Here is a 23249-nt window from a genome sequence, read left to right as displayed (position 1 = left end):
AAAAGTCTTTGAAGAGCGCTTAGCTTCTTAACTTTTACATTCGACATTCATCATTTAACAGTTAATATTCTTTTATCCCAATGCCGCTAGATTTTCCTCCAGCGTTTTAATTTTCGCTTCGGCATCGGCCAGTTTTTGCCGCTCGCGGTCGATGACATCCGGTTTGGCATTGGCGACAAATTTCTCGTTCGAGAGCTTTTTCAGAACCGACTCCAGAAATCCTTTGGTATAGGCCAACTCCTTTTCAATATTCGCCCGTTCCTGCTCCACGTCGATTTCGCCCGCGATGTTGACAAAAAACTCGACGCTTCGGATCATGAACGAAAGGCCGTCGGCTTTTTCAGTCACGTAGTTAATATCAGAAACCACCGCCAGCTTTCGAATCAAACCTTCCAAAGGCGTAAAGCGGTTTTTATCGTCCGTTTTGATGGCTACGGGCAACTCGGTTTTCGGATTGATCTGCTTGCTGTTGCGCACATTCCGAACGGTGGAGATGATCTCGAACAGCATGTCAAAGTCGGCGAGCAGCGATTTGTCGACGGTTCCGGCGGTTGGATATTTCGATACGCAAATGCTTTCACCGGGCTGCCGTTCGCTGATTTCCTGCCAGATTTCTTCCGTAATGAACGGCATAAACGGATGCGCCAGCTTCATCAGCCGTTCGAAAAAGTCGATGGTCGCGTCATACGTCACTTTATCGATGGGCCGAACCTGATCCTGCTGTTCATACCCTGGTTTGATCATTTCGAGGTACTGTGAGCAGAAATCATCCCAGATCAGCTTGTAAACCGTGTGCAAGGCATCCGACATGCGGTATTTGCTGAAATGGTCTTCCAGGTCGATCAGTGTCTGGTTCAGTTTCGATTCGAACCACAAAACCGCTAAAGGCGGCTCAACAACGCTCGTATCGTCGCTCACTTTCCATCCCTTGACCAACCGAAAGGCATTCCAGATTTTGTTGCAGAAATTCCGGCCCTGCTCCACCAGTTTCTCGTCATACAGCAAATCGTTGCCCGCCGGTGAGCTGAACAACATGCCCGTCCGGACGCCGTCTGCCCCAAATTTCTCGATCAGATCCAGCGGATCGGGCGAATTGCCGAGCGATTTCGACATTTTTCGGCCCTGCTTATCCCGGACAATGCCCGTCAGATACACATTTTTGAACGGTTCACGGCCCTGGTATTCGTAGCCGGCAATGATCATCCGGGCCACCCAGAAAAACAGGATTTCGGGGGCTGTCACCAGATCGTTGGTCGGGTAATAGTAATCAAGGTCGCCCGGTGCGGCTTTCGGGTCATTGGGGTCGTACGAAGGTTTAAAAACCGCCATGGGCCAGAGCCACGACGAAAACCAGGTGTCCAGCACATCCTCATCCTGCGTCAGATCCGTTTCACTCAACGCAAACAACTGGTATTTTTCGCGGGCAATCCGCAGGGCTTCCTGTTTGGTTTTCGCCACGATAATCCGCCCGTCTTTCATGTAAAACGCCGGAATCTGGTGGCCCCACCACAACTGGCGGCTGATGCACCAGTCGTGGACGTTCTCCATCCAGGAACGGTACATGTTTTTGAACTTGGCCGGATGCAGTTGAATCGTGTCGTTCATGACATTTTCCAATGCCGGTTTCGACAAGTCGCCCATTTTCAGAAACCACTGCAACGATAGTTTCGGCTCGATGACCGCGTTGGTCCGTTCCGAGAATCCGACGTTCGATTTGTAATCCTCCGCAACGACCAGATAGCCTTTTTCGTCCAGTTCTTTGATAATGGCTTTCCGGGCAGCAAAGCGGTCTACACCGACGAAAATCTGCGCTTTTTCGTTCAACGTACCGTCGTCGTTTAGAATGTCGATAACCGGCAGGTTGTGTTTTACGCCCAGCGCGTAGTCATTTGGATCGTGGGCGGGCGTCACTTTCAGACAGCCCGTACCAAAATCCATCGTTACGTACTCATCCGTGATGATGGGAATGGCGCGGTTAATCAACGGAATCAGGACTTTTTTACCGTGCAGGTGGGCATAGCGCTCGTCGTCCGGATGAACCGCAATCGCCACATCGGCCATGATGGTTTCCGGGCGAACCGTCGCGATGGTTACATAGTCTTTTTCGAGCGTCGACCCGGCACCGTCTGAATGGCCACCCTGAATTTCATACCGGATATAGCACAGTTTCTGCTGCACTTCTTTGGTAATGACTTCCTCATCCGAAACCGCCGTCCGGCCCTGCGGGTCCCAGTTCACCATCCGGATGCCGCGGTAAATCTGTCCTTTGTTGTATAAATCGACGAAGGTTTCGATCACGGCGTCGTAGAGCGCCGGTTCCATCGTAAACCGCGTCCGGTCCCAGTCGCAGGAAGCACCGAGCTTACGGAGCTGCGTCAGGATGATGCCGCCATATTTATAGGTCCACTCCCAGGCATATTCCAGAAATTTCTCCCGGCCAATCGACAACTTGTCAATCCCGCGTTCCTTCAGCATGGCCACAACTTTGGCTTCGGTCGCAATCGACGCATGGTCCGTACCGGCAACCCAGCAGGCATTTTTGCCTTCCATCCGGGCTTTCCGTACCAGCACATCCTGAATCGTATTGTTCAGCATGTGACCCATGTGCAGCACACCCGTTACGTTCGGGGGCGGAATGACGATGGTATACGGTTCGCGGTCGTCGGGCGTGGAATGAAAAAAGCGGTTTTCCAGCCAATACTGATACCACTTGGCCTCGATGTCTGTGGGATTATACGTCTTCGAAATCATGTCAATGAGATGTGAGAGGCTAGACAAGAGAGTAAAGACTTTCCACTTTGGATAACTCTTTACTCTCTTGTCTCCGCTCTCTTGTCTTTTTCTCCCCAAAATTAGTCAATTCAGAACGGGCGCGAAAACGAAATACCGAGTTTGCTAGTTTTACGTTCAAACGACCATCTCTTTACACGCATGGACTTTGGAAAACTGCCTTCCGTCGACCGGGTCGACTTCACGTTGCCGCCCGATTCGCCGTTCAACCAGACGATTTGGGACAAGGTCGAGCCGACGGCGGTTCCGGAAGTGTACATCGGCGGACCGATCTGGGCCAATAAAAACTACGTGGGCCGGATTTACCCCTCGCAAACCAAAGAACGGGATTTTCTGTACCATTATACCCGGCAGTTTAACACCATCGAGCTGAACAGCACCCATTACCACAGTCCGACGCCGGGCATGATTGAAAAGTGGAAAACAGAAGCCGCTGGCTCGCCGATTCGGCCCCGGTTTGTGTATTGCCCGAAATTTCCGCAGGCCATCAGCCACGACCGCGCCCTGGTGGCGGCTGAATCGCTGACCGAAGAGTTTGTCAATGCGGTTTTGAGTCTGGAGGAATTTCTGGGAACGACGTTTCTGCAACTGCCGCCCACCTTCGGGCCGGAAAAATGGCCGGTTCTGGAAACCTACCTGAAAAACCTGCCCGACGATCTGGAAGTCGCCGTCGAGTTCCGGCATCCCGACTGGTTTGCCAAACCGGCGATCTGGCAGCGGACACTCGAACGGCTGCACGTGCTCCACCGCGATCTGGTGATCACGGACGTAGCCGGTCGGCGTGATGTCATGCACATGAGCCTGACCAGCCCGAGGCTGGTGTTGCGGTTTGTGGCTAACGAAGGCCATCCGACCGATTACGAACGCGCCGACGCCTGGGTGGAGCGATTGAAAACCTGGTTTCAAAATGGCTTGCAAACAGCCTACCTTTTCATCCACGGCGGGGGCGACAACGACACTGCGCCCGAACTGATTCGCTACTGGATTCGGAAACTCAATGCGGTTTGCGGACTGAATTTACAGGAACCAACCATTCGGCCGGAGGTTGTGCAGGGAAGTTTGTTTTAGCCAGTGGATTGATCATGAATGGCCCCAGTCGGCAAAAAACAGGTTCGGGTGAGAAGTAAAAAGGAAAAATCGGGAGGTTAATTAGACCTAAATTGACATATTTACAATTCGGATCAGCGTATCAACTCCTAAACCAATCCGAACACGGTAAAGCGTGAAAAAAGCACTCCTTGTTATTATTTTGACCGGTTTTATCGGTGGATTCCGTAGTTATGCTCAGGATTGTATTCTGGGGTATCAGACTAAAATGGATCAGTTACTGCCGCTCGCAGCAATTCAAAAGTATTATAAGGGTGATCTGTCGAAAGCGGAATTGAAGTATCGCAAATCCGATCCCAAATATGCCAAACGAGATACCTACGAGTATGTCTGGAAAAGTGGCCGAACCCGTAAAATGACCGTTGCGGGGCGAGAAATGGACGTTCCGGATCATAACAGAATCGGTTTGTGCTGGATCAACGAAGTGGATAGCAAGCGTTATCCGGAGCCGGTCAAGTATTTCAAAAACTTTTATCGCACCGCCACGGAAGCCGAAAAACAACAGGCCGCAGCGTTGATTGATAAAAAACTCAAGGAGAAGGGGATTTCTACCGCCGATCAGGCCACAGGCAACGCCGTTGGGAATACCGTACTGAATACGCAAGGTTACGAAACCATAACCGGCGTGGGGGATGCCGCAGCCTGGGATATAGCGGGTAGCCAACTGGTCGTGCTGAAGGATCGGACAACATTCAAGGTGATTTCTTCCGTTGGTACGGATGTAAAAGCCAATCAAGAATTGGCGAAGAAACTGGCTGGTGAGATTTTGGCAGCCTGCAAGTAATTTTGAATTTAGCATCAGCCGGTTTACATTTGTCCCATGAATCCCGCAAAAGCCTTTCGCAACCATCATCATTCTGTCTGTTAGCACGGCAGAACGGATGCGTTTTTGGGGTTGAACAAGAAACAACGAATTCCCGATACCAAACCCGGTTCTGCCACGAGCCGGGTTTTTTGTTATGAAAACCGTCATTATCAAATACAACGCAGGCAACGTGCAGTCGGTCATGTACGCCCTGGAGCGCATCGGCGCCAGTTACCTGCTGACCGACGACGAAGCCGAAATTCGCTCGGCCGACAAGGTGATCTTTCCCGGCGTAGGCGAAGCCAGTACGGCCATGGCCTACTTACGGCAGCGGGGGCTGGACAAAGTCATTCCGTCGCTGAAGCAACCGGTTTTGGGAACCTGCGTGGGGATGCAACTGCTCTGCCGGTATTCCGAAGAGGGTAACACGACCTGCATGGGCGTTTTTGATGTCGATGTCCGGCGGTTTCCGGCCACACCCGGTTTCAAAGTGCCGCACACGGGCTGGAACAACCTGACCACGATGCAGGGGCCGCTAACCGAAGGATTAGCTGAAAATCCGTATGTCTATTTTGTCCACAGCTACTGCGCCGACGTTTGCCCGGAAACCATCGCGGTCTGCGACTATGTCAGTCCGTTCAGCGCCATGTTGCACCGGGATAATTTTTATGCTGCCCAGTTTCACGCCGAAATCAGCGGAAACGTCGGTCAGCGAATTTTGGAGAATTTTTTGGATGTAGACCAGAGAAGTTAGACAAGAGAATAGAGACTTTATTCTCATCATTTTTGTCTATCCTCTCTTGTCTCAACTCTCTTGTCTATTATGCACATTATACCCGCCATCGACCTGATTGAAGGCAAAGCCGTCCGGCTGACGCAGGGCGATTACAACCAGAAAAAAGAATACAATGCCCGGCCACTCGAAGTGGCGCAGCAGTTTGAAGACGCCGGTTTAACCCGTTTGCATCTGGTCGATCTCGACGGTGCGAAGGAAAAACGCGTCGTCAACTGGAAAGTGCTGGAATTGATTGCCGCCAAAACCCGCCTGCACATCGACTTCGGCGGTGGCGTGCAATCCGACGAGGATTTGCGGATGGTTTTTGAATGTGGTGCCAAACAGGTGACAGGCGGAAGCATTGCCGTCAAAAAACCGGACGTTTTCGAAAAATGGCTGTCGCAGTTTGGTCCGGAAACAATTATTCTGGGCGCGGATGCGAAGAACGAGAAAATTGCCGTCAGCGGCTGGGAAGAGGATACGCAGGTCTGGGTGTATGATTTTGTGGAAAAGTATGTGGAAAAAGGCGTCAAATACATCATTAGCACCGACGTGGCCAAAGATGGTTTGCTGGAAGGCCCCTCGTTCGACCTGTACCGGAATTTGCAGGACCGTTTTCCCGATTTGAACATCATTGCCAGCGGGGGCGTCAGTGGCATGTCGGATCTGGAAGTACTGGCCGACATGAACCTGTTCGGCGTCATTGTTGGCAAAGCGATCTACGAAGGCCGGGTTACGTTGAAGGAGTTATCGATGTTTTTAAAATAGTTGTTTCGCGGAGTTGAGCGGAGTAAAAAGAGTTAAGCAGAGAAATTTATAATAGACTTCGCTTAACTCTGTTCTTCTCTGCTCAACTCCGCGAAACAAGTCCCTCAATTATGCTCACAAAACGCATCATTCCCTGCCTCGACATCAAAGACGGGCGGACGGTGAAAGGAACCAATTTCGTCAACCTGCGCGACGCGGGCGACCCGGTGGAACTGGGCGCGATCTACGCCCGTGAAGGGGCCGACGAACTGGTTTTTCTGGATATTACGGCCACGGTCGATGAACGGAAAACACTGATCGAGCTGGTTCGGAAGGTGGCGCATACCGTCAACATTCCGTTTACGGTCGGGGGCGGTATTTCATCCATTGCCGACGTTTCGGCCCTGCTCAACGCCGGAGCCGACAAAATTTCGATCAACTCGTCGGCGGTTCGGAATCCGGATCTGGTCGATGAACTGGCGCAGGAGTTTGGCAGTCAGTGTATTGTGGTCGCCATTGACACCCGGTTTGTGGATGGGGAGCACATTGTGCATACGCACGGTGGTCGCCGGCCGACAGAACTGCGAACCCTGGCCTGGGCGAAGGAAATCGAAAACCGGGGTGCGGGCGAAATCCTGCTGACGTCGATGGACACTGACGGAACCAAAGCCGGTTTTGCCATTGAGCTGACGGCCCGGATTTCGGGCGCGGCCAACATTCCCGTCATTGCGTCGGGTGGAGCCGGATCGATGGCGCATTTTGTGGATGTGTTCACAACCGGCAAAGCCGATGCGGGCTTGGCCGCCAGTATTTTTCACTTCAAAGAAATCGAAATACCGGCTTTGAAACGGTTTTTGAGCCAGCAGGGAATTCCGATGCGAACGACAGCTTAAGGTTAGAATTACTAAAATTATGAACATTGACTTTTCAAAAAATACCGACGGCCTGATTCCCGCCGTCATTCAGGACGCCGAAACCGGGAAAGTACTGATGCTGGGCTACATGAACGCGGAAGCCTACGAAAAAACCGTACAGGAAAATATCGTGACGTTTTTTAGCCGCAGCAAGCAACGCCTGTGGACCAAAGGCGAAACGTCCAGTAACTTCCTGCACGTCAAAGAGATGCTGGTCGATTGTGACGGAGATACGCTGCTCATCAAAGTGCATCCCGCCGGACCCACCTGCCACACCGGTGCCGATACGTGTTTTGATGAAGTGAATCAGGGAAAAGGATTGTTTCTCAATTATTTACAGGGAATTATCCGGCATCGGAAGCAAAATCCGACGGAAAAATCATACACGGCATCGCTCTTCAAGAAAGGCGTTAATAAAATTGCCCAGAAAGTGGGCGAGGAGGCCGTGGAGCTGGTGATCGAAGCCAAAGATGATAACGTCGACCTGTTCAAAGGCGAAGCCGCCGACCTGCTGTATCACTATTTAATCCTGCTCGAACAGAAAAATATTGACCTGGACGAGGTAATTGCGGTATTACAGCAGCGACATACCCAATAATTTGGCAAACAATGGTTAAAAGTTTACGGTTTGAAGATTGGAGTTGCTTATTTTTTCATACAACTTTAGACGTCAAACTTTAATCTTTAAACGCACTATGGGTCTTATCATACGTATTCTGATCAGCGCCGTCGCTGTAATTGTGGCCAGTTATGTCATTCCTGGGGTCGGTGTCGACGGTTTCGGCACGGCTTTGATTGTCGCCATTGTACTGGGTTTGCTCAATGCCTTTTTGAAGCCCATTCTGGTTTTTCTGACCATTCCCATCACGATCATCACGCTGGGGCTGTTTTATCTGGTCATCAACGTGTTGATGGTATACCTGACAGATTATCTGGTGGGCGGTTTTCAGGTCAGTGGATTCATCGCTGCGTTGCTGTTCAGTATTCTGGTATCCGTCGTAACCTGGCTGATCGATTCGATTGTCAGCTAATCCATCATTTCTGTGCTGAAAAAGTCAGGCTTTCGGGTCTGACTTTTTTGTTGTGAGACCGACAACTCATAACTTTTCTGAACCAGACCAGTTGTTAGGATGAATCATTAGATTTGCACCCCCATGAAAAAACTACTCTCAATACTCCTTGTAATACAGGTTATTAGTATCCATCAGACCCGGGCGCAGTGCGATCCGGCCACGCCCCAGCAAACTGCCGCCTACGAAAAGGTGGTGAAAGAATTGCAGAACCAGTTCCGTAAAAATCCGCCAGCGGGCAACTGGCAGGTGTTCGACGAACGGCATTCGCTCGGCAAACTGGAATTGAGCGACGAATACGGCAAGATTTTCCGCATCTGCGGGGATCGCTACGACCTATCTTTCCTGAAGGCATCGGCCGCCGACCAGCAAAAAGCCCGGGCCGACAGCGCCAAAGCCATCGGCGACACGATTACGCAGCAACAGCGTTCCTTTGTGATGAGCACGGATTCCATTTACAAAGAATCGGACCCGAACCGGACCACCGATCTGGCCCAATCGACGGTGGATATCAACGTTGAAATGAATGCCGGGAATTACCGGGTCGAAGAGCCCATCAGCAACCGATTTGCGGCTTCCTACAAAACCATTCCCGTCGACGGCGCTCCATTGGCCCTCCAGATCATCCTGAAACCCAATGATGCGGGCATTGCCGCCCGGCCCGAAACCGTGGTGTTGCTCGGCAACTGGAAAAATAACCTTCAGAAAAACCCGCGCGGAGACAAGCTCTACCACTATTCCTACAAAAAAGGCGGTACGCTGATCGAAAATATGATCGTAACGATCAAGGCGCCCCTCGACGTGGCCAGCGAAATTGTGAAGAAAATCGACTGGCGGGCGCTCAGCAACACCCTGACCAAATAGTTGCCCGAAAAAGTAACGCGAAATCCCGTTTCACAATCGTATTTTTGTGGAATGAAAAGCATCGTCGTCTACTGCGGGTCGAACCCCGGATCGAATCCTGTCTATAAAGAAGTCGCCCGGGAATTGGGCGAGAAATTTGCGGAACGCGAAATCCGGCTCATTTACGGTGGCGGCAACATGGGCCTGATGGGCGCGGTTGCCGATGCCGTGATGACGAATGGCGGGCAGGTGACGGGCGTTATTCCCAACTTTCTGGCCGCGCTGGAAGTCGCTCACGAGACCTTGACCGAATTACACTTCGTTGAAACAATGCATGAGCGGAAGTTCAAAATGGTGCAATTTGCCAAAGGGGTGATTGCGCTGCCTGGCGGGTATGGCACGTTCGACGAACTCTTCGAAATTCTGGCCTGGCGCCAGCTCCGGCTTTACGAAGGCCCCATTGGGATTCTGAATGTCAACGGTTTTTACGATCTGCTCCTTCAACAAATGGACCGCATGGTAAGTGATGGTTTCCTGAAAGCCGAAAATCGGGAATTACTTATCGTATCGGAATCAATCGACGAGTTGCTGGCAAAAATTGAAGAATTCTGGGAACAGGCGATTTAAATATCGTAGTCGGTCGGCCCGGAGAATTGAACCAGCAGGAAAAAAGTGAAAGCTGCAATGAGTAACCAGCCTATTACCAGCCCCTTAATTAAGTAAATAAAGCCAAACACCAGGCCCGTTACACACAACACCACATTGATCAGTAACCGCAATAGTTCGCGCGGGGACGACACCGTAGGAAATGGCGTATGTTTCTTTTTTCTTCTTTTAAAGGGATTCATCTCGGTAAATATAACTAAGAATATAAAGGTGAAAAAAATAGTTAATATAAACTGGATTTAGGAAGCCATTTTTATAAATATTCGTAGCAAAAAGCAGGCCGATAAATGAATTTGGCATTTGATTTGACTTACAAATACGGTAAACTAATCCAGATTGGTTCTTCGTTCTACTTATATTAACTTCTACACCGTAGTCAATGAAATTTTGGGAACTTACGCTGACGGGGCTTTTGGGTATCACCACACCGATGGCTGTTGCGCAGCAGAATCCAGCCGCAAAGGCAGAAAGTCTGGGGAATCAGGTCAATTCGGAATACAATGAGGTCAATCCGGTCATTTCTCCCGACGGACGGACGTTATTTTTTGCCCGAATCAGCCACCCCCAAAATACGCACGGCAACAAAGGCAGTCAGGACATCTGGTATTCCGAACTGGGACAGGGCAATACCTGGGGGCCGGCCAAGCGGATGGCTCCGCCACTCAACAAGGATGAGTATAATTGCGCATACAGCATCACGCCCGACGGAAACACAATGCTCATCAAGGGGGCTTATACGAACGGCACGTATGAAACGCGCGGTTTTTCGACCAGCAAACGAACCGCCACAGGCTGGTCGGCTCCGCAAAAACTGAACATCCCCGGCTACGAGAAAATCAGTAAAGGACAGTACGATTGCGGGTATCTTTCGGCTGATGGCAAAGTGCTGGTAATGGCGTTTAGTGAAAAGAAAAACAGCAAGGAAGATGATGTTTACGTCAGTTTGCGGCAGAAAGACGGTTCCTGGAGTAAACCGATGAACCTCGGTCCCGAAATCAATACCGACGGCACCGAAACCACGCCGTTTCTGGCGGCCGACGGAGCCACTCTGTATTTCTCCAGCGACCGGCCCGGCGGTTCGGGCAGCAATGATATTTATGTAGCCAAGCGCGTCGACAAAACCTGGAAACATTGGTCGAAACCAGTCAATCTGGGCCCGGCCATCAATACCGACGGATATGATGCCTACTATTCGGTGGCGGCTTCGGGCGAATACGCCTACATGACGAGTTTCAAAAACACGCTGGGTAAAGGCGATATTGTTCGGATCAAACTCATCGATACTGCCAATCCGAACGACAAAACCGCCCCACCCGCGACCAGTCCTGATCCGGTGGCGCTGGTGAGCGGAAAAATAATTGACCAGAAAACTGGTAAACCCATTGAAGCCCGGGTGATTTACCAGACGTTGCCCGACGGACTCGAAGCGGGGGAAGCGACATCTGACCCGGTTACGGGCGAGTATAAAATCGTGTTGCCCTACGGCAAACAGTACAGCATGAGGGCCGTTGCGCCCAATTTTATTTCTGAAGGCGGCAACATCGATCTGAGAGAAACGAAAGGTTTTCAGGAAATAAAAGGCAAAGAGTTGACCCTGATTCCGATTGAAGTGGGTCGCGCCGTGCGGCTCAACAACATTTTCTTCGACGTCGGCAAAGCTGTGCTGCGCGACGAGTCGTTCCCGGAACTGGATCGGATGGTAGCAACCTTCAACGAAAATCCGAAGATGATCATCGAAGTCGGTGGGCATACCGACAACACGGGTTCCAACGAAATCAACCTGAAACTCTCCCAGGATCGCGCAGATGCCGTTCGTGAGTACTTCATTGGCAAAGGCATTGAACCCGACCGCGTCGCCAGCAAAGGTTACGGCGAAGCCAAACCCGTGGCCAGCAACGACACCGACGAGGGCCGACAAACCAACCGCCGGGTGGAGTTTGTGATCAAGAAGAAATAAGAGGCTCTTTCGCAGAGTTGAGCAGAGGGCATCAGAGTTAAGCAGAGTTTTATTAAAAATTTCTCTGCTTAACTCTGATTTTCTAGGCTCAACTCCGCGAAATAACTTTTAATTACAACTTACCCGGATACCCCGGATGCGCTTTCACTTTCCGGATTTGCCGCAGATGGCGGTCGACGTGGCCCCACTGGTAAATATAAACCTGGTGCATGTTGCGGGGTGAATTACCGGCTGCCGTGAATTCGAAATGAGCCCGCATGTCGGTTTTGGTCGTATCAGCATATCCAATTGCCTGATCGCGAAGCCGTTTGAAAAAAGTCAGGTTGTCTTTTCCCCGAATAAAACCCGTCGGTTTGGCGATGTCCGGCGCTTTGTGCGGGGTGTCTTCCATAATGAAATTAGTGTAATAGCTGTCGGGTCGGCTGATTTGGTTCAGTTCGGGCTGCGGTTTGCTGCGGGCTCCGATGCTGATTTCCCGCGCCCAGATAATTTCCCAGAGCGCCAGGTGCTCCACCACCTCGGCAATCGACCAGCGTTCGGGGGTTTCGTGAAAATGCCATTGGGCGTCGGTCAGGTTTTCCGTTTCCCGAATCAGTTCATCGCGGGTTCGTTTCAGGTTCTCCACCGTATACTTCTGGTCGGCTGCGGTCCAGAGTCGGGATTGCGCCTGCGCTGAAACCGTTGCCAGGAAAAAGAGGAATGAAATCATTTGTTTCATGGTGTGAATGTATGTTTTGGTTGACGGAGCAAAATTACGGCCCGTTGAAACGGCGATATTGTAAAATTGCGACATTGTTCGGCAGAAAAAAGACCGGCTTTGGAAAGCATTCCCCGGTCTAACCGTTCAGTCAAAACCTCCTGATTGATTGGTGGATACGATTTTAAAAGCCGTATACTTACCAGCCTTTATCCATCAAATCCTTAACCAAAAAGAGACATGGGACTTGCAGCACAGTTCGAATCCATTGTTGAGCGGCAGCTTAATGTACATGCCGCCTGGGTGCCGATTACGACACCGTATAAGCTCGGTGATTATGGCCTGATTTCAGACGGGGTATTTCAGAAATTAGGCAATATTCAGGATGATTTCGATGTCACTTTCACGGAGGGAACCGGGCCGGAAGCCACCCTGAGTTTTGTGTCGGATAACACCACCGTGGTCGATGCCAGCACCGGAGCCGCCATCAACCTGAATCCGCAGGGCGAACTTCAAGCGAATGTTACCTACAAATTTCACCAGGACAAATCTTTTCTGGTTAAAGCGCCCATCATCACGGTCTCGGTGATCGAAAACGTGAATCAGGTTGCAAAGCAGCTCAAAAAAGCCGATGACTGGCGGAACAAGTTCAAAGTTGTGTTCCAGGTTTTCGTTGCGCAAAATCCCCTCATTCTGTCGACCGTCGAAGGCGGAACGGAAGTGACGATAGGCGCGGAAGGCAGTGCGTTAAAAACTTTCAATGTCGGAAGCGCATCGGCCGGTTTTAGTATGAAAACAACGAAGGAACTGGGGCTGAACATCAGCGGTAAAACCGGCGTCATCGCGCTCGGACTATTCAAACTGAACTTCTTCAGCGGCAATACCGAATTCATGAGTGTCGGCGACGAAGGGAAGGTGGAGAACCTGAATGGGACCATTTTAACGGACGATCTCTGACCGGCGGGCAAACCGAACGTATAATCTGGCGGTGGGCAGTGGATAAATAATCGAAATGCCGATTTATTTATCCACTGCCCACTGCCAGATTTGGATGCACCCGTCTTGACGCCCTATCTTCACGTTCCCATTTAGGGGGAAACGGAAACACGCGAACGGCCTTTTTGTAGCCTGAAAACCTGCATGGTGTATGATTTTGATTGTTGATGACAGGCCGGAAAATATTTTACCTTTAAAGAAAATTCTTGAGCTGCACAGCTTTTCGGTCGATTCGGCCGAATCGGGTGAGGAAGCCCTGAAAAAAGTATTGAAAACCAACTATGCCGTTATCATTCTGGACGTTCAAATGCCCGGCATGGATGGGTTTGAAGTGGCCAACGCCATTGCCGGTTTCAGCAAAGCGAGAGATACCTCCATTATCTTTCTTTCGGCGGTCAATACCGAGAAAAAATTCATTACCAAAGGTTATACCTCCGGCGGTGTCGATTATTTAACCAAACCGGTTGATCCGGATATTCTGGTTTTAAAAGTAAAAACCCTGCATCGGCTGTATAAACAGCAGCAGGAGTTAAAAGAAACCCACACGTCTTTACAGAAGGAAATCGAAGTCCGAAAGCAGGCGCAGGAAGAAATTGCCGGGCGCATGCAGGAACTGCAATCCGTTCTGGCTTCGCTGCCGCAAATGGCGTTCACGATTGCACCGGATGGCCGGATTGAATACGTCAACGAGCACTGGTTTCAGTATTCCGTCGATTCAACGACGTTTCCGCAAACCCATGCCGACGATGACGTTTGGGAGGAGTGGGGAAATTATCTTAAAAACGGGATTGAGTTTACGCGTGAAATTCGCCTGAAAGAGTTGACAACGGGCGAGTATCGCTACCATCTGCTGCGCATCTTACCCATCAAAAAGCAGGGTGTACCGGTGCGCTGGGTTGGCACGTTTACGGATATTCACCCGCAGAAACTGGCCGCGGATCTGCTCGAGCAAAAAGTAGAAGCGCGAACGAAAGAACTGCTGATTAAAAACCTGGAACTGGAAAGAAGCAACCACGAATTGCAGCAATTTACGTGGGTCGTTTCGCATGATTTAAAAGAACCGCTCCGGAAAATACAGATTCTGAACGATCTGATTAAAGAAAAATATTTAACCGGAAATGTTGAAGCAACTTCCTACCTCGACCGCTCCATTAATTCGTCGGCGCGGATGTCTACATTGATCAATGATTTGCTGGCCTATTCCCAATTGTCGACGCCCGCCCTGTTTCAACCGACGGATCTGAACAGTTTACTGCAAGAAATCCTGGCCGATTTTGAGGACGTCATCAGCCGGAGCAAAGCTGTGATTACGGTCGATCCGCTGCCGGTACTGGATACCATTCCGGGGCGGATTCGGCAAGTTTTTCAAAATCTGATCAGCAATGCGCTGAAGTTTTCCAAAAAAGAAACCGCTCCGGTCATTCACATTCGGGCGGAATTGATCGAAGAAAAAGAAATTGATAGTAAACCGTCACCTGATGGTCGTTTTTGCCGCATTGTGGTGATTGACAATGGAATAGGGTTTGATGAAAAATTTATGGATCGCATCTTCGTGATTTTTCAGCGATTAACCGACCGGGCCAGCTACGAGGGAACCGGTATTGGCCTGGCCATTGCCAAAAAAAATATGGATAAACACAATGGCCTGATTACCGCCCGAAGCCGGGTTAATGAAGGAAGTCAGTTTATTCTGATTCTGCCCGTCCATCAGGTCAACGAATAAAAGTATTCGTCAACGATAAGCGATTTTCAAGAGCATACCTATGCCGCAAACCCTATCCAACTCCGTCATCCGACAATTAAAAATTGTCTTTTCCATCTCCATATTCTTGCTGTTGATCAGCCTGGTGGCTTCATTTTACAGCACCCAGAAGTTGATCAGCAATTCCAAACTAGTCAACCATACCAACCAGATCCTGATTGAGTCCGAGAACATTATCTCGTATATGAAGGACGCAGAAACGGGTCAGCGGGGCTACCTGCTAACCCGTGACCCTACGTTTTTAATGCCCTATAACGGCGCCTACGGAAAAGTCGAAGCTAGTCATAAAACCGTGACGGATTTAACCTTTGACAACCCGGCGCAACAAAAAAATCTGGTGGAGGTGAAAGCCTTATACGATGCAAAATTTGACCAGATGCGTCGGATTATCGAGATGACCCGCCGGGTCAGAGGATTCGCCAGTGACACCGTTGCGCGTCATACGGAAATGATTCGGGGGAAAAAAATAATGGATGATCTTCGCGCCCTCGTCAATCGGATCAAAACGGATGAAAACAGCCTGCTCAACGAGCGTCTGGAGCAGCAGCAAATTTACATTACCTATACGCCCTACTTACTCGTCGTGGCGGCTTTGGTCTCCATCCTGATTACGGCCAGTGCATATATCCGCATAAAAAGGGATCTGGATACCCGCATTGCCCAACAGATCAAGGCTGAAGAAAAATACCGGGAAACCGCCGAACGGATTTCCGTCATGGAAGACATCACCTCCGACATTGCCGAGGGGAATTATGGGGCCCGGAGTCAGGATAACCAGGACGATGAGCTGGGCCAAATTGCCAAAGCACTCAATACGATGGCCGAGTCGCTGGAAACGACGTTTACGGATTTAAAAAATAGAAACTGGCTGCAGGCCGGAACGGTTCAGTTAAATGAAGCCATTCGGGGCGAGCGCGATCTGGAAAAACTGGCGAACAACCTGATTGCCACGCTGACGAGTTACATCAACGCGCCCATTGGCACGGTTTATATTATTGATGATGATTCCAGCTTCAAACTGGCCGGAACGTTTGCGGCAACGCAGGCACCGGCTAGCGTCAGGATTGGCGAAGGGCTGATCGGCGAGGTGATCAAAAGCCGAAAACCGGTGGTTATTCACGACCTGCCTCCGCAGTATATCAGCGTCAATTCATCGCTGGGAAACACGCCCCCCGTCGCCCTGGTCATCGTTCCGCTGGTGTATGCCTACCGCTGTATCGGCGTGATCGAGATCGGACTGTTGAAAAAACCGGATCCGCTGGAGGTCGAGTTTCTGAAAGCCAATCTGGAAACCATCGCCATTGGGGTGAATGCCGCACTGGATTACGCGAAATTGCAGAACTTCCTGGAAGAAACGCAGGCCCAGTCGGAGGAGTTGCAGGCCCAGCACAATGAACTGGAAAACGTCAACGCAGAGCTGGAAGCGCAATCGTTGAAACTCCAGGCGTCGGAAGAGGAATTGCGGGTGCAGCAGGAAGAATTGCAGCAAACCAACGCCGAACTCGAAGAACGGAGTTTTCTGCTGGAAGAAAAGAATGAAGAAATCCAGCGGAAAGCTGAAGAACTGGAGCTGACGACGCGGTATAAGTCGGAGTTTCTGGCCAATATGTCGCACGAACTCCGCACACCCCTCAACTCGATTTTGCTCCTGAGCCGGTTATTAGCCGAGAACAACGAGGAAAACCTGTCGGATGATCAGATCGACTACGCCAAAGTGATTCAATCGTCCGGCAACGGTTTGCTGGGCCTGATTGACGAAATTCTGGATCTTTCCAAGATCGAAGCCGGTCAGATGAAACTCGAATACCTGGACGTATCGCTGCCCGAAATAACCGACGAACTCCAGGCGCTTTTTGCTCCGTTGGCGAAAGAAAAGGGGCTGGACTTTACCATTACCGTCGAGAAATCCGTGCCTTCGGTCATTGAAACCGATAAAATGCGGCTGGGGCAGATTCTGAAAAACCTGATTTCCAATGCGCTCAAGTTTACCTCGAAAGGTGGTGTTACACTGACTGTAAAACGATTGACGCCGACGGATTCGACGCTCAGTTTTGTGGTGAAGGACACCGGGATTGGGATTCCGCCCGAAAAACAGCAGCTAATTTTTGAAGCCTTTCAGCAAGCCGACGGGTCCACCAAGCGAAAGTACGGCGGAACCGGTTTGGGCCTGTCCATCAGCCGCGAACTGGCGAAACTGCTGGGTGGCGAAATTGTACTTGCCAGCAAAGTAAATGAGGGAAGCGAATTCACTGTAAACATTCCGGTATCAGCTAAACCGTCGGATGCGATTTCGGGAAATCCGGCTCCGTATGTAACCCGCAGCCCGGAGCCGACATCCGTCAAAGAGGTCGAACCGGCGAACAAATACCTCAGCACCACGATTCCGGAAAGCATTCCCGACGATCGCAACGCCATTACGGAGCGGGATAAAACCATTCTGATTGTGGAAGACGACACGAACTTTGCCAAATCGCTGCTCGACTACGCCCGCCGGAAAGGCTATAAAGGCATCGTGGCTGTTCGGGGGGACGAAGGGCTGAAACTGGCGGGCATCTACAAACCGCTCGGTATTTTGCTGGATATTCAGTTGCCCATCATGAGCGGCTGGCAGGTAATGGATGCGCTGAAAGCCGATCCGCAAACCCGGCACATTCCGGTGCACATCATGTCGTCGCACAAATTAAAAAACGAAAGCTTGCTGAAAGGAGCCGTCGATTTTGTGGATAAACCGGTGGCGTTTGAGCAAATGCACGAAGTATTTAAAAAGATTGAATACGTATTGAACCGGACGAGCAAAAAGGTTTTGATTATTGAAGACAATCCACGACACGCCAAGGCTCTGGCCTATTTTCTGGAGACCTTTAACATTCATTCGGAATTAAGGAGCAACGTGTCGGAAGGAGTCGACGCCCTGCAGATCGATGAAATCGACTGCGTGATTCTGGACATGGGTATTCCGGATGTAAAAGCGTACGAAACGCTGGAAGAAGCCAAGAAAAATCCGGGTCTTGAAAATCTGCCGATCATCATTTTTACCGGTAAAAGTTTGTCGCTGGCCGAGGAACTGAAAATCAAAAAATACGCCGACTCCATTATTATAAAAACCGCCCATTCGTATCAGCGCATGTTGGATGAAGTGTCGCTTTTTCTGCATCTGGTGGAAGACACGAAAAAAACCGATTCGATACACAGCGACTATAAAAAACTGGGGGCTTTGAGCCAGGTTCTGGCCAACAAAACCGTACTGATTGCCGACGATGACGTCCGGAATATCTTCTCACTCTCGAAGGCACTGGAGAACTATAAAATGAATGTCATCACGGCGCTGGACGGGAAAGAAGCGTTTCAGAAATTGCAGGAAAATCCGGCGATCGATGTCGTTTTGCTGGATATGATGATGCCCCAAATGGACGGTTACGAAACCGCTAAAAAAATCCGGGAGAACTACCAGTGGAAGAACCTGCCGGTTATTGCCGTAACGGCCAAGGCCATGACCGGCGACCGCGAAAAGTGCATTCAGGCGGGCGCATCCGATTACATCACCAAGCCGGTGGACATCGATCAACTGATGTCTTTGTTGCGGGTCTGGCTCTATGAACGTTCCTGAAGGGGGCTTTTCACGGGATGAATAGAATTCAATAAAAAGGAGATCATGGGTAAAAAAAGGGTATTGATTATTGACGACGATTCACGAAATATTTTTGCCCTGAGCGCTACGTTACGGGCGAAAGCCTTCGATTGCATTTCGAGTACGAATGCACAAGATGCCCTCGACCTTCTGAAAACCGATGAAGAGGTGGACGTGATTCTGATCGATATGATGATGCCGGAAATGGACGGTTATGAAGCCATTCCACGCATCAAAAACATCGAAAAGAGAGCCAAAACCCCCATTTTTGCGGTGACGGCGCAGGCTATGGTCGGCGACCGGGAAAAATGCCTGCGGGCCGGGGCGACGGAGTATATTTCGAAACCGGTGGATGTCGATCGGCTGTTGCAACTGCTGTCACGTGTTTAATCACTGGAGGATGATTGAGGAGGCTGACATTGATCTGGTGTTGAATGATCTGTTTGAAGTATACGGTTATGACTTCACCAACTACGCGCGGGCATCGTTGAAACGCCGGATTAGCCGGTTATTTCTGTTGGATAAATTCCCCAGCTTTGCCGAGTTTCGATACCGCCTGAAGTCCGATCCGGGTTACCTGAAACGGGTGATCGAAGGATTGACGGTAACGGTTACCGAAATGTTCCGGGACCCGCTGTTTTATAAAGCATTGCGAACGGAAATCATACCGACCCTGGCGGCCAAACCGTTCATCCGGATCTGGCATGCGGGTTGTTCGACCGGAGAAGAAGTGTTTTCGATGGCGATTGTATTGAAAGAAGCCAATTTGCTCCACAAATCCCTGCTGTATGCGACGGATTTAAACCCGCAGGTTCTTGAAAAAGCACGCCGAGGGGTTTTTCCGTTGGTTCAAATGAAACAGTACTCGGAAAATTACATCGAGTCGGGGGGGCAAAATGACTTTTCGGCGTATTATACGGCGCAATACGGGCAGGTTAAATTTGATGAATCATTAGCCGAGAAAATGATCTTTTCGACGCACAATTTAGTCTCCGACCGGTCTTTCAATGAGTTCGATCTTATTCTGTGTCGCAACGTATTGATCTACTTTGACAAACAGTTGCAGGAGCGAACCTTAAACCTGTTCGACGAAAGCATCGGAACGCTGGGTTATCTGGCGTTAGGTTCGAAAGAAACGTTGAATTTCTCATCAATTAAAGCAAAATACCGGCAGTTGAATAAAGAAAAAATATGGCGGAAAATAGGCTGACCACCTCTTTTAAAGCCGTCGTTATCGGCGGTTCGGCCGGCAGCATCGAAGTATTATTAAAATTACTGCCGGCTTTATCTTCACCCTTGCCAGTGGCCCTGATGATTGTCCTGCATCGCAAAAATTCGACAGATTCGTCGCTGGCCGATCTATTGTCCTCCAAAACGATGATTCCGCTTCACGAAGTCGAAGACAAAGATCCGGTAATTACCGGGGCTATCTACCTGGCACCGGCGGATTATCATCTTTTGATTGAAAAAGACGAAGTGTTTTCGCTCGATGATTCCGAGAAGGTAAACTATAGCCGTCCCTCGCTGGACGTGACGTTTGAATCGGCCGCCGATGTCTATGGTTCTTCGCTGGTTGGAATTCTGCTCTCAGGCGCCAACGCCGATGGAACCGCCGGTTTGAATCTCATTAAAACGAGGGGAGGGTTCCTCATTGCCCAGAAACCGGAAACCGCTCAGGCCGCTTTTATGCCCCAGCATGCCATCCTGAATGCCCCCATCGACCGGGTGTTGGACGTCGATGAAATGGCGGTTTTCATCAATTCGCTCAACCGGCCTAACTAAGCAAAAAACGGTTTTATTGTTCTTCCACATTGCCCGCTCCCAATTCCTGAAACAACGTTTGCCAATACTGTGTCACGGCCGGATTATTTTCTTTCACCGACGCATTCGGCGCAAACGGCAGAATCATCGACACTTCCGGACTGCCAATCGTGTAGCGTTTCAATTGTTCGGCATCGGCTTTGGCCCAGCTATCTGCCTGCGCATTGTCTTTGGGGGGCGTTTTGTGAAAATTCCGGCGACCGGCACTGTATACGCTCTCGACCATGTCACTGAGGTAATACACTTTGACGGTGGCACCGCTCTCGTTGGCTTTGGCAATTACGGGCAAGCTGGCCCAGATGTCGGTTTCCTTGTTCGACGACGACGCGTTCGGTGCGGCCAGTTGCTGCAAAACGCGCTGACGGATGGCGGCTTTTTCGCGGCCCAGCGACAAATCGAAGCTGGTTTGGGCGGCTTCGCGGTCGGTGGCGTTGGCACTGCTGATGTCTTCCATTTCGGAGCGGGCGGTCACCGACAAGGCGCGGGCTTTCGACGTGTTTTCGTGGATGAAATAGACGTCGAGTTTATCGCCCTTGTTGCGGATATTTTGCTCGATAATCTCGTTGACCGCGCCCTGGTATTTCTGGGAAACAAAGGCTTTGTTGGCATTCACGCTGACGGACTTGTCGAGGAAAATCAGCGTATAAAGCGGTTCGGCTTTCGCCGTGGTGGGGTCCGCTTCCTTGCTGTTGTCGGACGAGCAGGCTGCGAGTGTGAGGAGCAACAGGCAGCTAAAAAGAAAATTTTTCATAAGAGCTTAACAGTCATCCGATTTCCGGGGCCAAATCGGCGGGCCGGTGAAGGATCGGAAAATGGTTTTTTGTAAAACGTCGCCTACGGTGAGTTGTTTGCCTTTGGGGTACCTGATCCGGAATAATTTGTACTTTATCTTTCAATATTTATCTGAAACACAGCTTTTTCCGGTTGACGGCGAAAACCGTGTTTCCGAAAATCAAATGTACCAACAAACTCTGTATCTTGCTTACTCTGCTGATTCATCAACCCCATCCTTACGGTATGAACCGCCTTTTTACCCGACTGTTCACGTTCGTCGTCGTCCTCGTTTCCCTTTCCCGCCTACAGGCCCAGGTCACCAATGCACCCGCCCGCAACGAAGGCGATGGCCCTCACAAACGACTCATCATCCGGGGCGTTACGCTCATCAACAGCACCGGTGCGCCCCCAATGGGTCCGGTCGACATTGTGGTGGAGAAAAACCGTATCACCCAGATCCGGCAGGTCGGCTATCCCGGTGTTCCGATCGACGCGGCCCGACGTCCGCAGGCTGGTGCCGGTGATAAAGAACTGAATTGCGAAGGCATGTACCTGATGCCCGGTTTTGTCGATATGCACGGCCACATTGGCGGCAAGGCGCAGGGAACGCCCTCCGAATACGTTTTCAAGCTGTGGCTGGGTCACGGCATCACCACCATTCGCGACCCGTCGGCGGGCAACGGCCTCGACTGGGTGCTCGACCACCGGGGGAAAAGCGAACGCAACGAAATTACGGCCCCGCGTATCAAAGCCTATACCTCGTTTGGCCTGGGAGCCAAAGAAATCATTTCGACGCCGGAACAGGCCCGCGCCTGGGTGCGCGAGAACGCTAAAAAAGGAGCCGATGGCATCAAATTTTTTGGGGCCGAACCGGAAGTATTCAAGGCGGCTCTGGAAGAAAACAAAAAACTGGGCCTGCGCTCGGCCTGCCACCACGCCCAGCTGGAAGTGGCCCGGATGAACGCGCTGGCGACGGCCAAAGCCGGTCTGACGTCGATGGAACACTGGTATGGGTTGCCCGAAGCGCTGTTTGAAGACAAGACCATCCAGACCTATCCGGCGGATTACAATTACAACAACGAGCAAAACCGCTTCGAAGAAGCTGGCAAGCTCTGGCAGCAAGCTGCCAAACCCGGAACTGAAAAATGGAACAAGGTGATGGACGAACTGATTGCCCTCGATTTCACCATCGACCCAACGTTCAACATTTATGAAGCCAACCGCGAATTGATGCTGGCCCGTCGGGCCGAGTGGCACGACGAGTATACGCTCCCGGCTCTCTGGCGGTTTTACGGCCCCAGCCGGATTTCGCACGGTTCTTACTGGCACAACTGGGGAACGGAGCAGGAAGTAACCTGGAAACGCAACTACCAGCTCTGGATGGCGTTTATAAACGAATACAAAAACCGGGGTGGCCGCGTCACGGCAGGTTCCGATTCCGGGTTCATTTACCAGCTCTACGGTTTTGCCTACATCCGCGAACTGGAACTGTTGCGCGAAGCCGGTTTTCACCCGCTCGAAGTGATCCGGGCGGCCACGCTGAAAGGCGCCGAAGCACTCGGGATGGCCGATCAGATTGGTTCCGTGGAAGTCGGCAAGCTGGCTGATTTTGTAATTACCGAAGAAAACCCACTGGCCAACCTGAAGGTTCTGTACGGCACCGGTGCCATTCACCTGAACGACAAAAATGAAGTGACGCGGGTTGGTGGGGTGAAATACACGGTAAAGGACGGCATTGTCTACGACGCCAAGCAACTGCTGGCTGATGTGAAGAAGATCGTTGCCGACGCCAAACTGAAAGAAAACTTCGAAATCACGCAGCCCGGTGTGGCTCCAAAAGCCGGCAAACTGTCGGGCGGAAAACCGCAGGAGTGAGTCGGCAATTGGGGTCGTGTCT

21 protein-coding genes are annotated in these 23249 nt (G+C 50.8%); 17 read left to right on the top strand and 4 right to left on the bottom strand.

Translation table 11 applies throughout. The annotated features are described in order from the left end of the window. Window positions 1–72 precede the first annotated feature (72 nt). Window positions 73–2751 carry a valine--tRNA ligase gene (locus FH871_RS28730; RefSeq protein ID WP_138994868.1) on the bottom strand — a complete coding sequence of 893 codons (2679 nt, stop codon included), beginning with the start codon at window positions 2749–2751 and terminating at the stop codon, window positions 73–75. Window positions 2752–2931: 180 nt separating this feature from the next. Here FH871_RS28730 and FH871_RS28725 point away from each other — a divergent pair, with 180 nt between their 5' ends. The 9 genes from FH871_RS28725 to FH871_RS28685 all read left to right on the top strand — a co-directional run bounded on the left by FH871_RS28725 (window position 2932) and on the right by FH871_RS28685 (window position 9678). Next, window positions 2932–3858: a DUF72 domain-containing protein gene (locus FH871_RS28725; RefSeq protein ID WP_138994867.1), complete on the top strand. Its 927-nt coding sequence runs from the start codon at window positions 2932–2934 to the stop codon at window positions 3856–3858. Window positions 3859–4012: 154 nt separating this feature from the next. After that, window positions 4013–4681, top strand: a complete 669-nt coding sequence (locus tag FH871_RS28720) for a hypothetical protein (protein WP_138994866.1) — start codon at window positions 4013–4015, stop codon at window positions 4679–4681. 175 nt (window positions 4682–4856) lie between these two features. Next, entirely contained in the window at window positions 4857–5456 is a 600-nt protein-coding gene (gene hisH, locus FH871_RS28715; protein ID WP_138994865.1) for an imidazole glycerol phosphate synthase subunit HisH, read from the top strand. Window positions 5457–5525: 69 nt separating this feature from the next. Continuing rightward, on the top strand, window positions 5526–6245 hold the full coding sequence (gene hisA, locus FH871_RS28710; protein ID WP_138994864.1) for a 1-(5-phosphoribosyl)-5-[(5-phosphoribosylamino)methylideneamino]imidazole-4-carboxamide isomerase: 720 nt from the start codon (window positions 5526–5528) through the stop codon (window positions 6243–6245). 110 nt (window positions 6246–6355) lie between these two features. Continuing rightward, a complete protein-coding gene (gene hisF, locus FH871_RS28705) occupies window positions 6356–7117 on the top strand; it encodes an imidazole glycerol phosphate synthase subunit HisF (RefSeq protein WP_138994863.1) in 762 nt (253 codons plus the stop codon). A 19-nt stretch (window positions 7118–7136) separates the two neighbouring features. Continuing rightward, window positions 7137–7736, top strand: a complete 600-nt coding sequence (hisIE, locus tag FH871_RS28700; protein ID WP_138994862.1) for a bifunctional phosphoribosyl-AMP cyclohydrolase/phosphoribosyl-ATP diphosphatase HisIE — start codon at window positions 7137–7139, stop codon at window positions 7734–7736. A gap of 97 nt (window positions 7737–7833) precedes the next feature. Next, entirely contained in the window at window positions 7834–8169 is a 336-nt protein-coding gene (locus tag FH871_RS28695; protein ID WP_114407755.1) for a phage holin family protein, read from the top strand. Between the two features lie 123 nt (window positions 8170–8292). Further along, window positions 8293–9072: a hypothetical protein gene (locus FH871_RS28690; RefSeq protein WP_138994861.1), complete on the top strand. Its 780-nt coding sequence runs from the start codon at window positions 8293–8295 to the stop codon at window positions 9070–9072. A 51-nt stretch (window positions 9073–9123) separates the two neighbouring features. Continuing rightward, on the top strand, window positions 9124–9678 hold the full coding sequence (locus FH871_RS28685) for a TIGR00730 family Rossman fold protein (protein WP_138994860.1): 555 nt from the start codon (window positions 9124–9126) through the stop codon (window positions 9676–9678). Here the strand turns inward: FH871_RS28685 and FH871_RS28680 are convergent. Beyond that, on the bottom strand, window positions 9675–9899 hold the full coding sequence (locus tag FH871_RS28680; protein ID WP_138994859.1) for a hypothetical protein: 225 nt from the start codon (window positions 9897–9899) through the stop codon (window positions 9675–9677). The genes FH871_RS28685 and FH871_RS28680 overlap by 4 nt on opposite strands. Before the next feature lie 248 nt (window positions 9900–10147). On the opposite strand from FH871_RS28680, the gene FH871_RS28675 reads away from it, so the two are divergent. After that, window positions 10148–11674, top strand: a complete 1527-nt coding sequence (locus FH871_RS28675; RefSeq protein WP_229317683.1) for an OmpA family protein — start codon at window positions 10148–10150, stop codon at window positions 11672–11674. A 112-nt stretch (window positions 11675–11786) separates the two neighbouring features. Here the strand turns inward: FH871_RS28675 and FH871_RS28670 are convergent, their stop codons facing one another. Next, window positions 11787–12392: a DinB family protein gene (locus FH871_RS28670; RefSeq protein ID WP_138994857.1), complete on the bottom strand. Its 606-nt coding sequence runs from the start codon at window positions 12390–12392 to the stop codon at window positions 11787–11789. Between the two features lie 219 nt (window positions 12393–12611). Between FH871_RS28670 and FH871_RS28665 the strand changes: the two genes are divergently transcribed. From FH871_RS28665 to FH871_RS28640, 6 genes are all read left to right on the top strand, one after another. Then, a complete protein-coding gene (locus FH871_RS28665) occupies window positions 12612–13328 on the top strand; it encodes a hypothetical protein (RefSeq protein WP_138994856.1) in 717 nt (238 codons plus the stop codon). 190 nt (window positions 13329–13518) lie between these two features. Beyond that, a complete protein-coding gene (locus FH871_RS28660; protein ID WP_138994855.1) occupies window positions 13519–15090 on the top strand; it encodes a response regulator in 1572 nt (523 codons plus the stop codon). 40 nt (window positions 15091–15130) lie between these two features. Then, window positions 15131–18736 carry a response regulator gene (locus FH871_RS28655; RefSeq protein ID WP_138994854.1) on the top strand — a complete coding sequence of 1202 codons (3606 nt, stop codon included), beginning with the start codon at window positions 15131–15133 and terminating at the stop codon, window positions 18734–18736. 45 nt (window positions 18737–18781) lie between these two features. Further along, on the top strand, window positions 18782–19147 hold the full coding sequence (locus tag FH871_RS28650) for a response regulator (protein WP_138994853.1): 366 nt from the start codon (window positions 18782–18784) through the stop codon (window positions 19145–19147). A 10-nt stretch (window positions 19148–19157) separates the two neighbouring features. Beyond that, window positions 19158–19967 (top strand): protein-glutamate O-methyltransferase CheR, encoded by an 810-nt coding sequence (locus FH871_RS28645; RefSeq protein ID WP_138994852.1) that lies wholly within the window; start codon window positions 19158–19160, stop codon window positions 19965–19967. After that, a complete protein-coding gene (locus FH871_RS28640) occupies window positions 19949–20539 on the top strand; it encodes a chemotaxis protein CheB (protein WP_138994851.1) in 591 nt (196 codons plus the stop codon). Before FH871_RS28645 ends, FH871_RS28640 begins: the two co-directional genes overlap by 19 nt. Window positions 20540–20552: 13 nt before the next feature. Here FH871_RS28640 and FH871_RS28635 read toward each other — a convergent pair whose 3' ends face one another. Then, window positions 20553–21329, bottom strand: a complete 777-nt coding sequence (locus tag FH871_RS28635) for a hypothetical protein (protein ID WP_138994850.1) — start codon at window positions 21327–21329, stop codon at window positions 20553–20555. Between the two features lie 266 nt (window positions 21330–21595). Here FH871_RS28635 and FH871_RS28630 point away from each other — a divergent pair, with 266 nt between their 5' ends. Continuing rightward, window positions 21596–23227, top strand: a complete 1632-nt coding sequence (locus FH871_RS28630; RefSeq protein ID WP_138994849.1) for an amidohydrolase family protein — start codon at window positions 21596–21598, stop codon at window positions 23225–23227. Window positions 23228–23249 lie beyond the last annotated feature (22 nt).

The organism is Larkinella sp. C7 (genome assembly GCF_006149005.1).
Classification (GTDB): domain Bacteria; phylum Bacteroidota; class Bacteroidia; order Cytophagales; family Spirosomataceae; genus Larkinella.
Note: the sequence above shows the minus strand (reverse complement) of the source record. Positions and strands in the feature narration are given on the sequence as shown.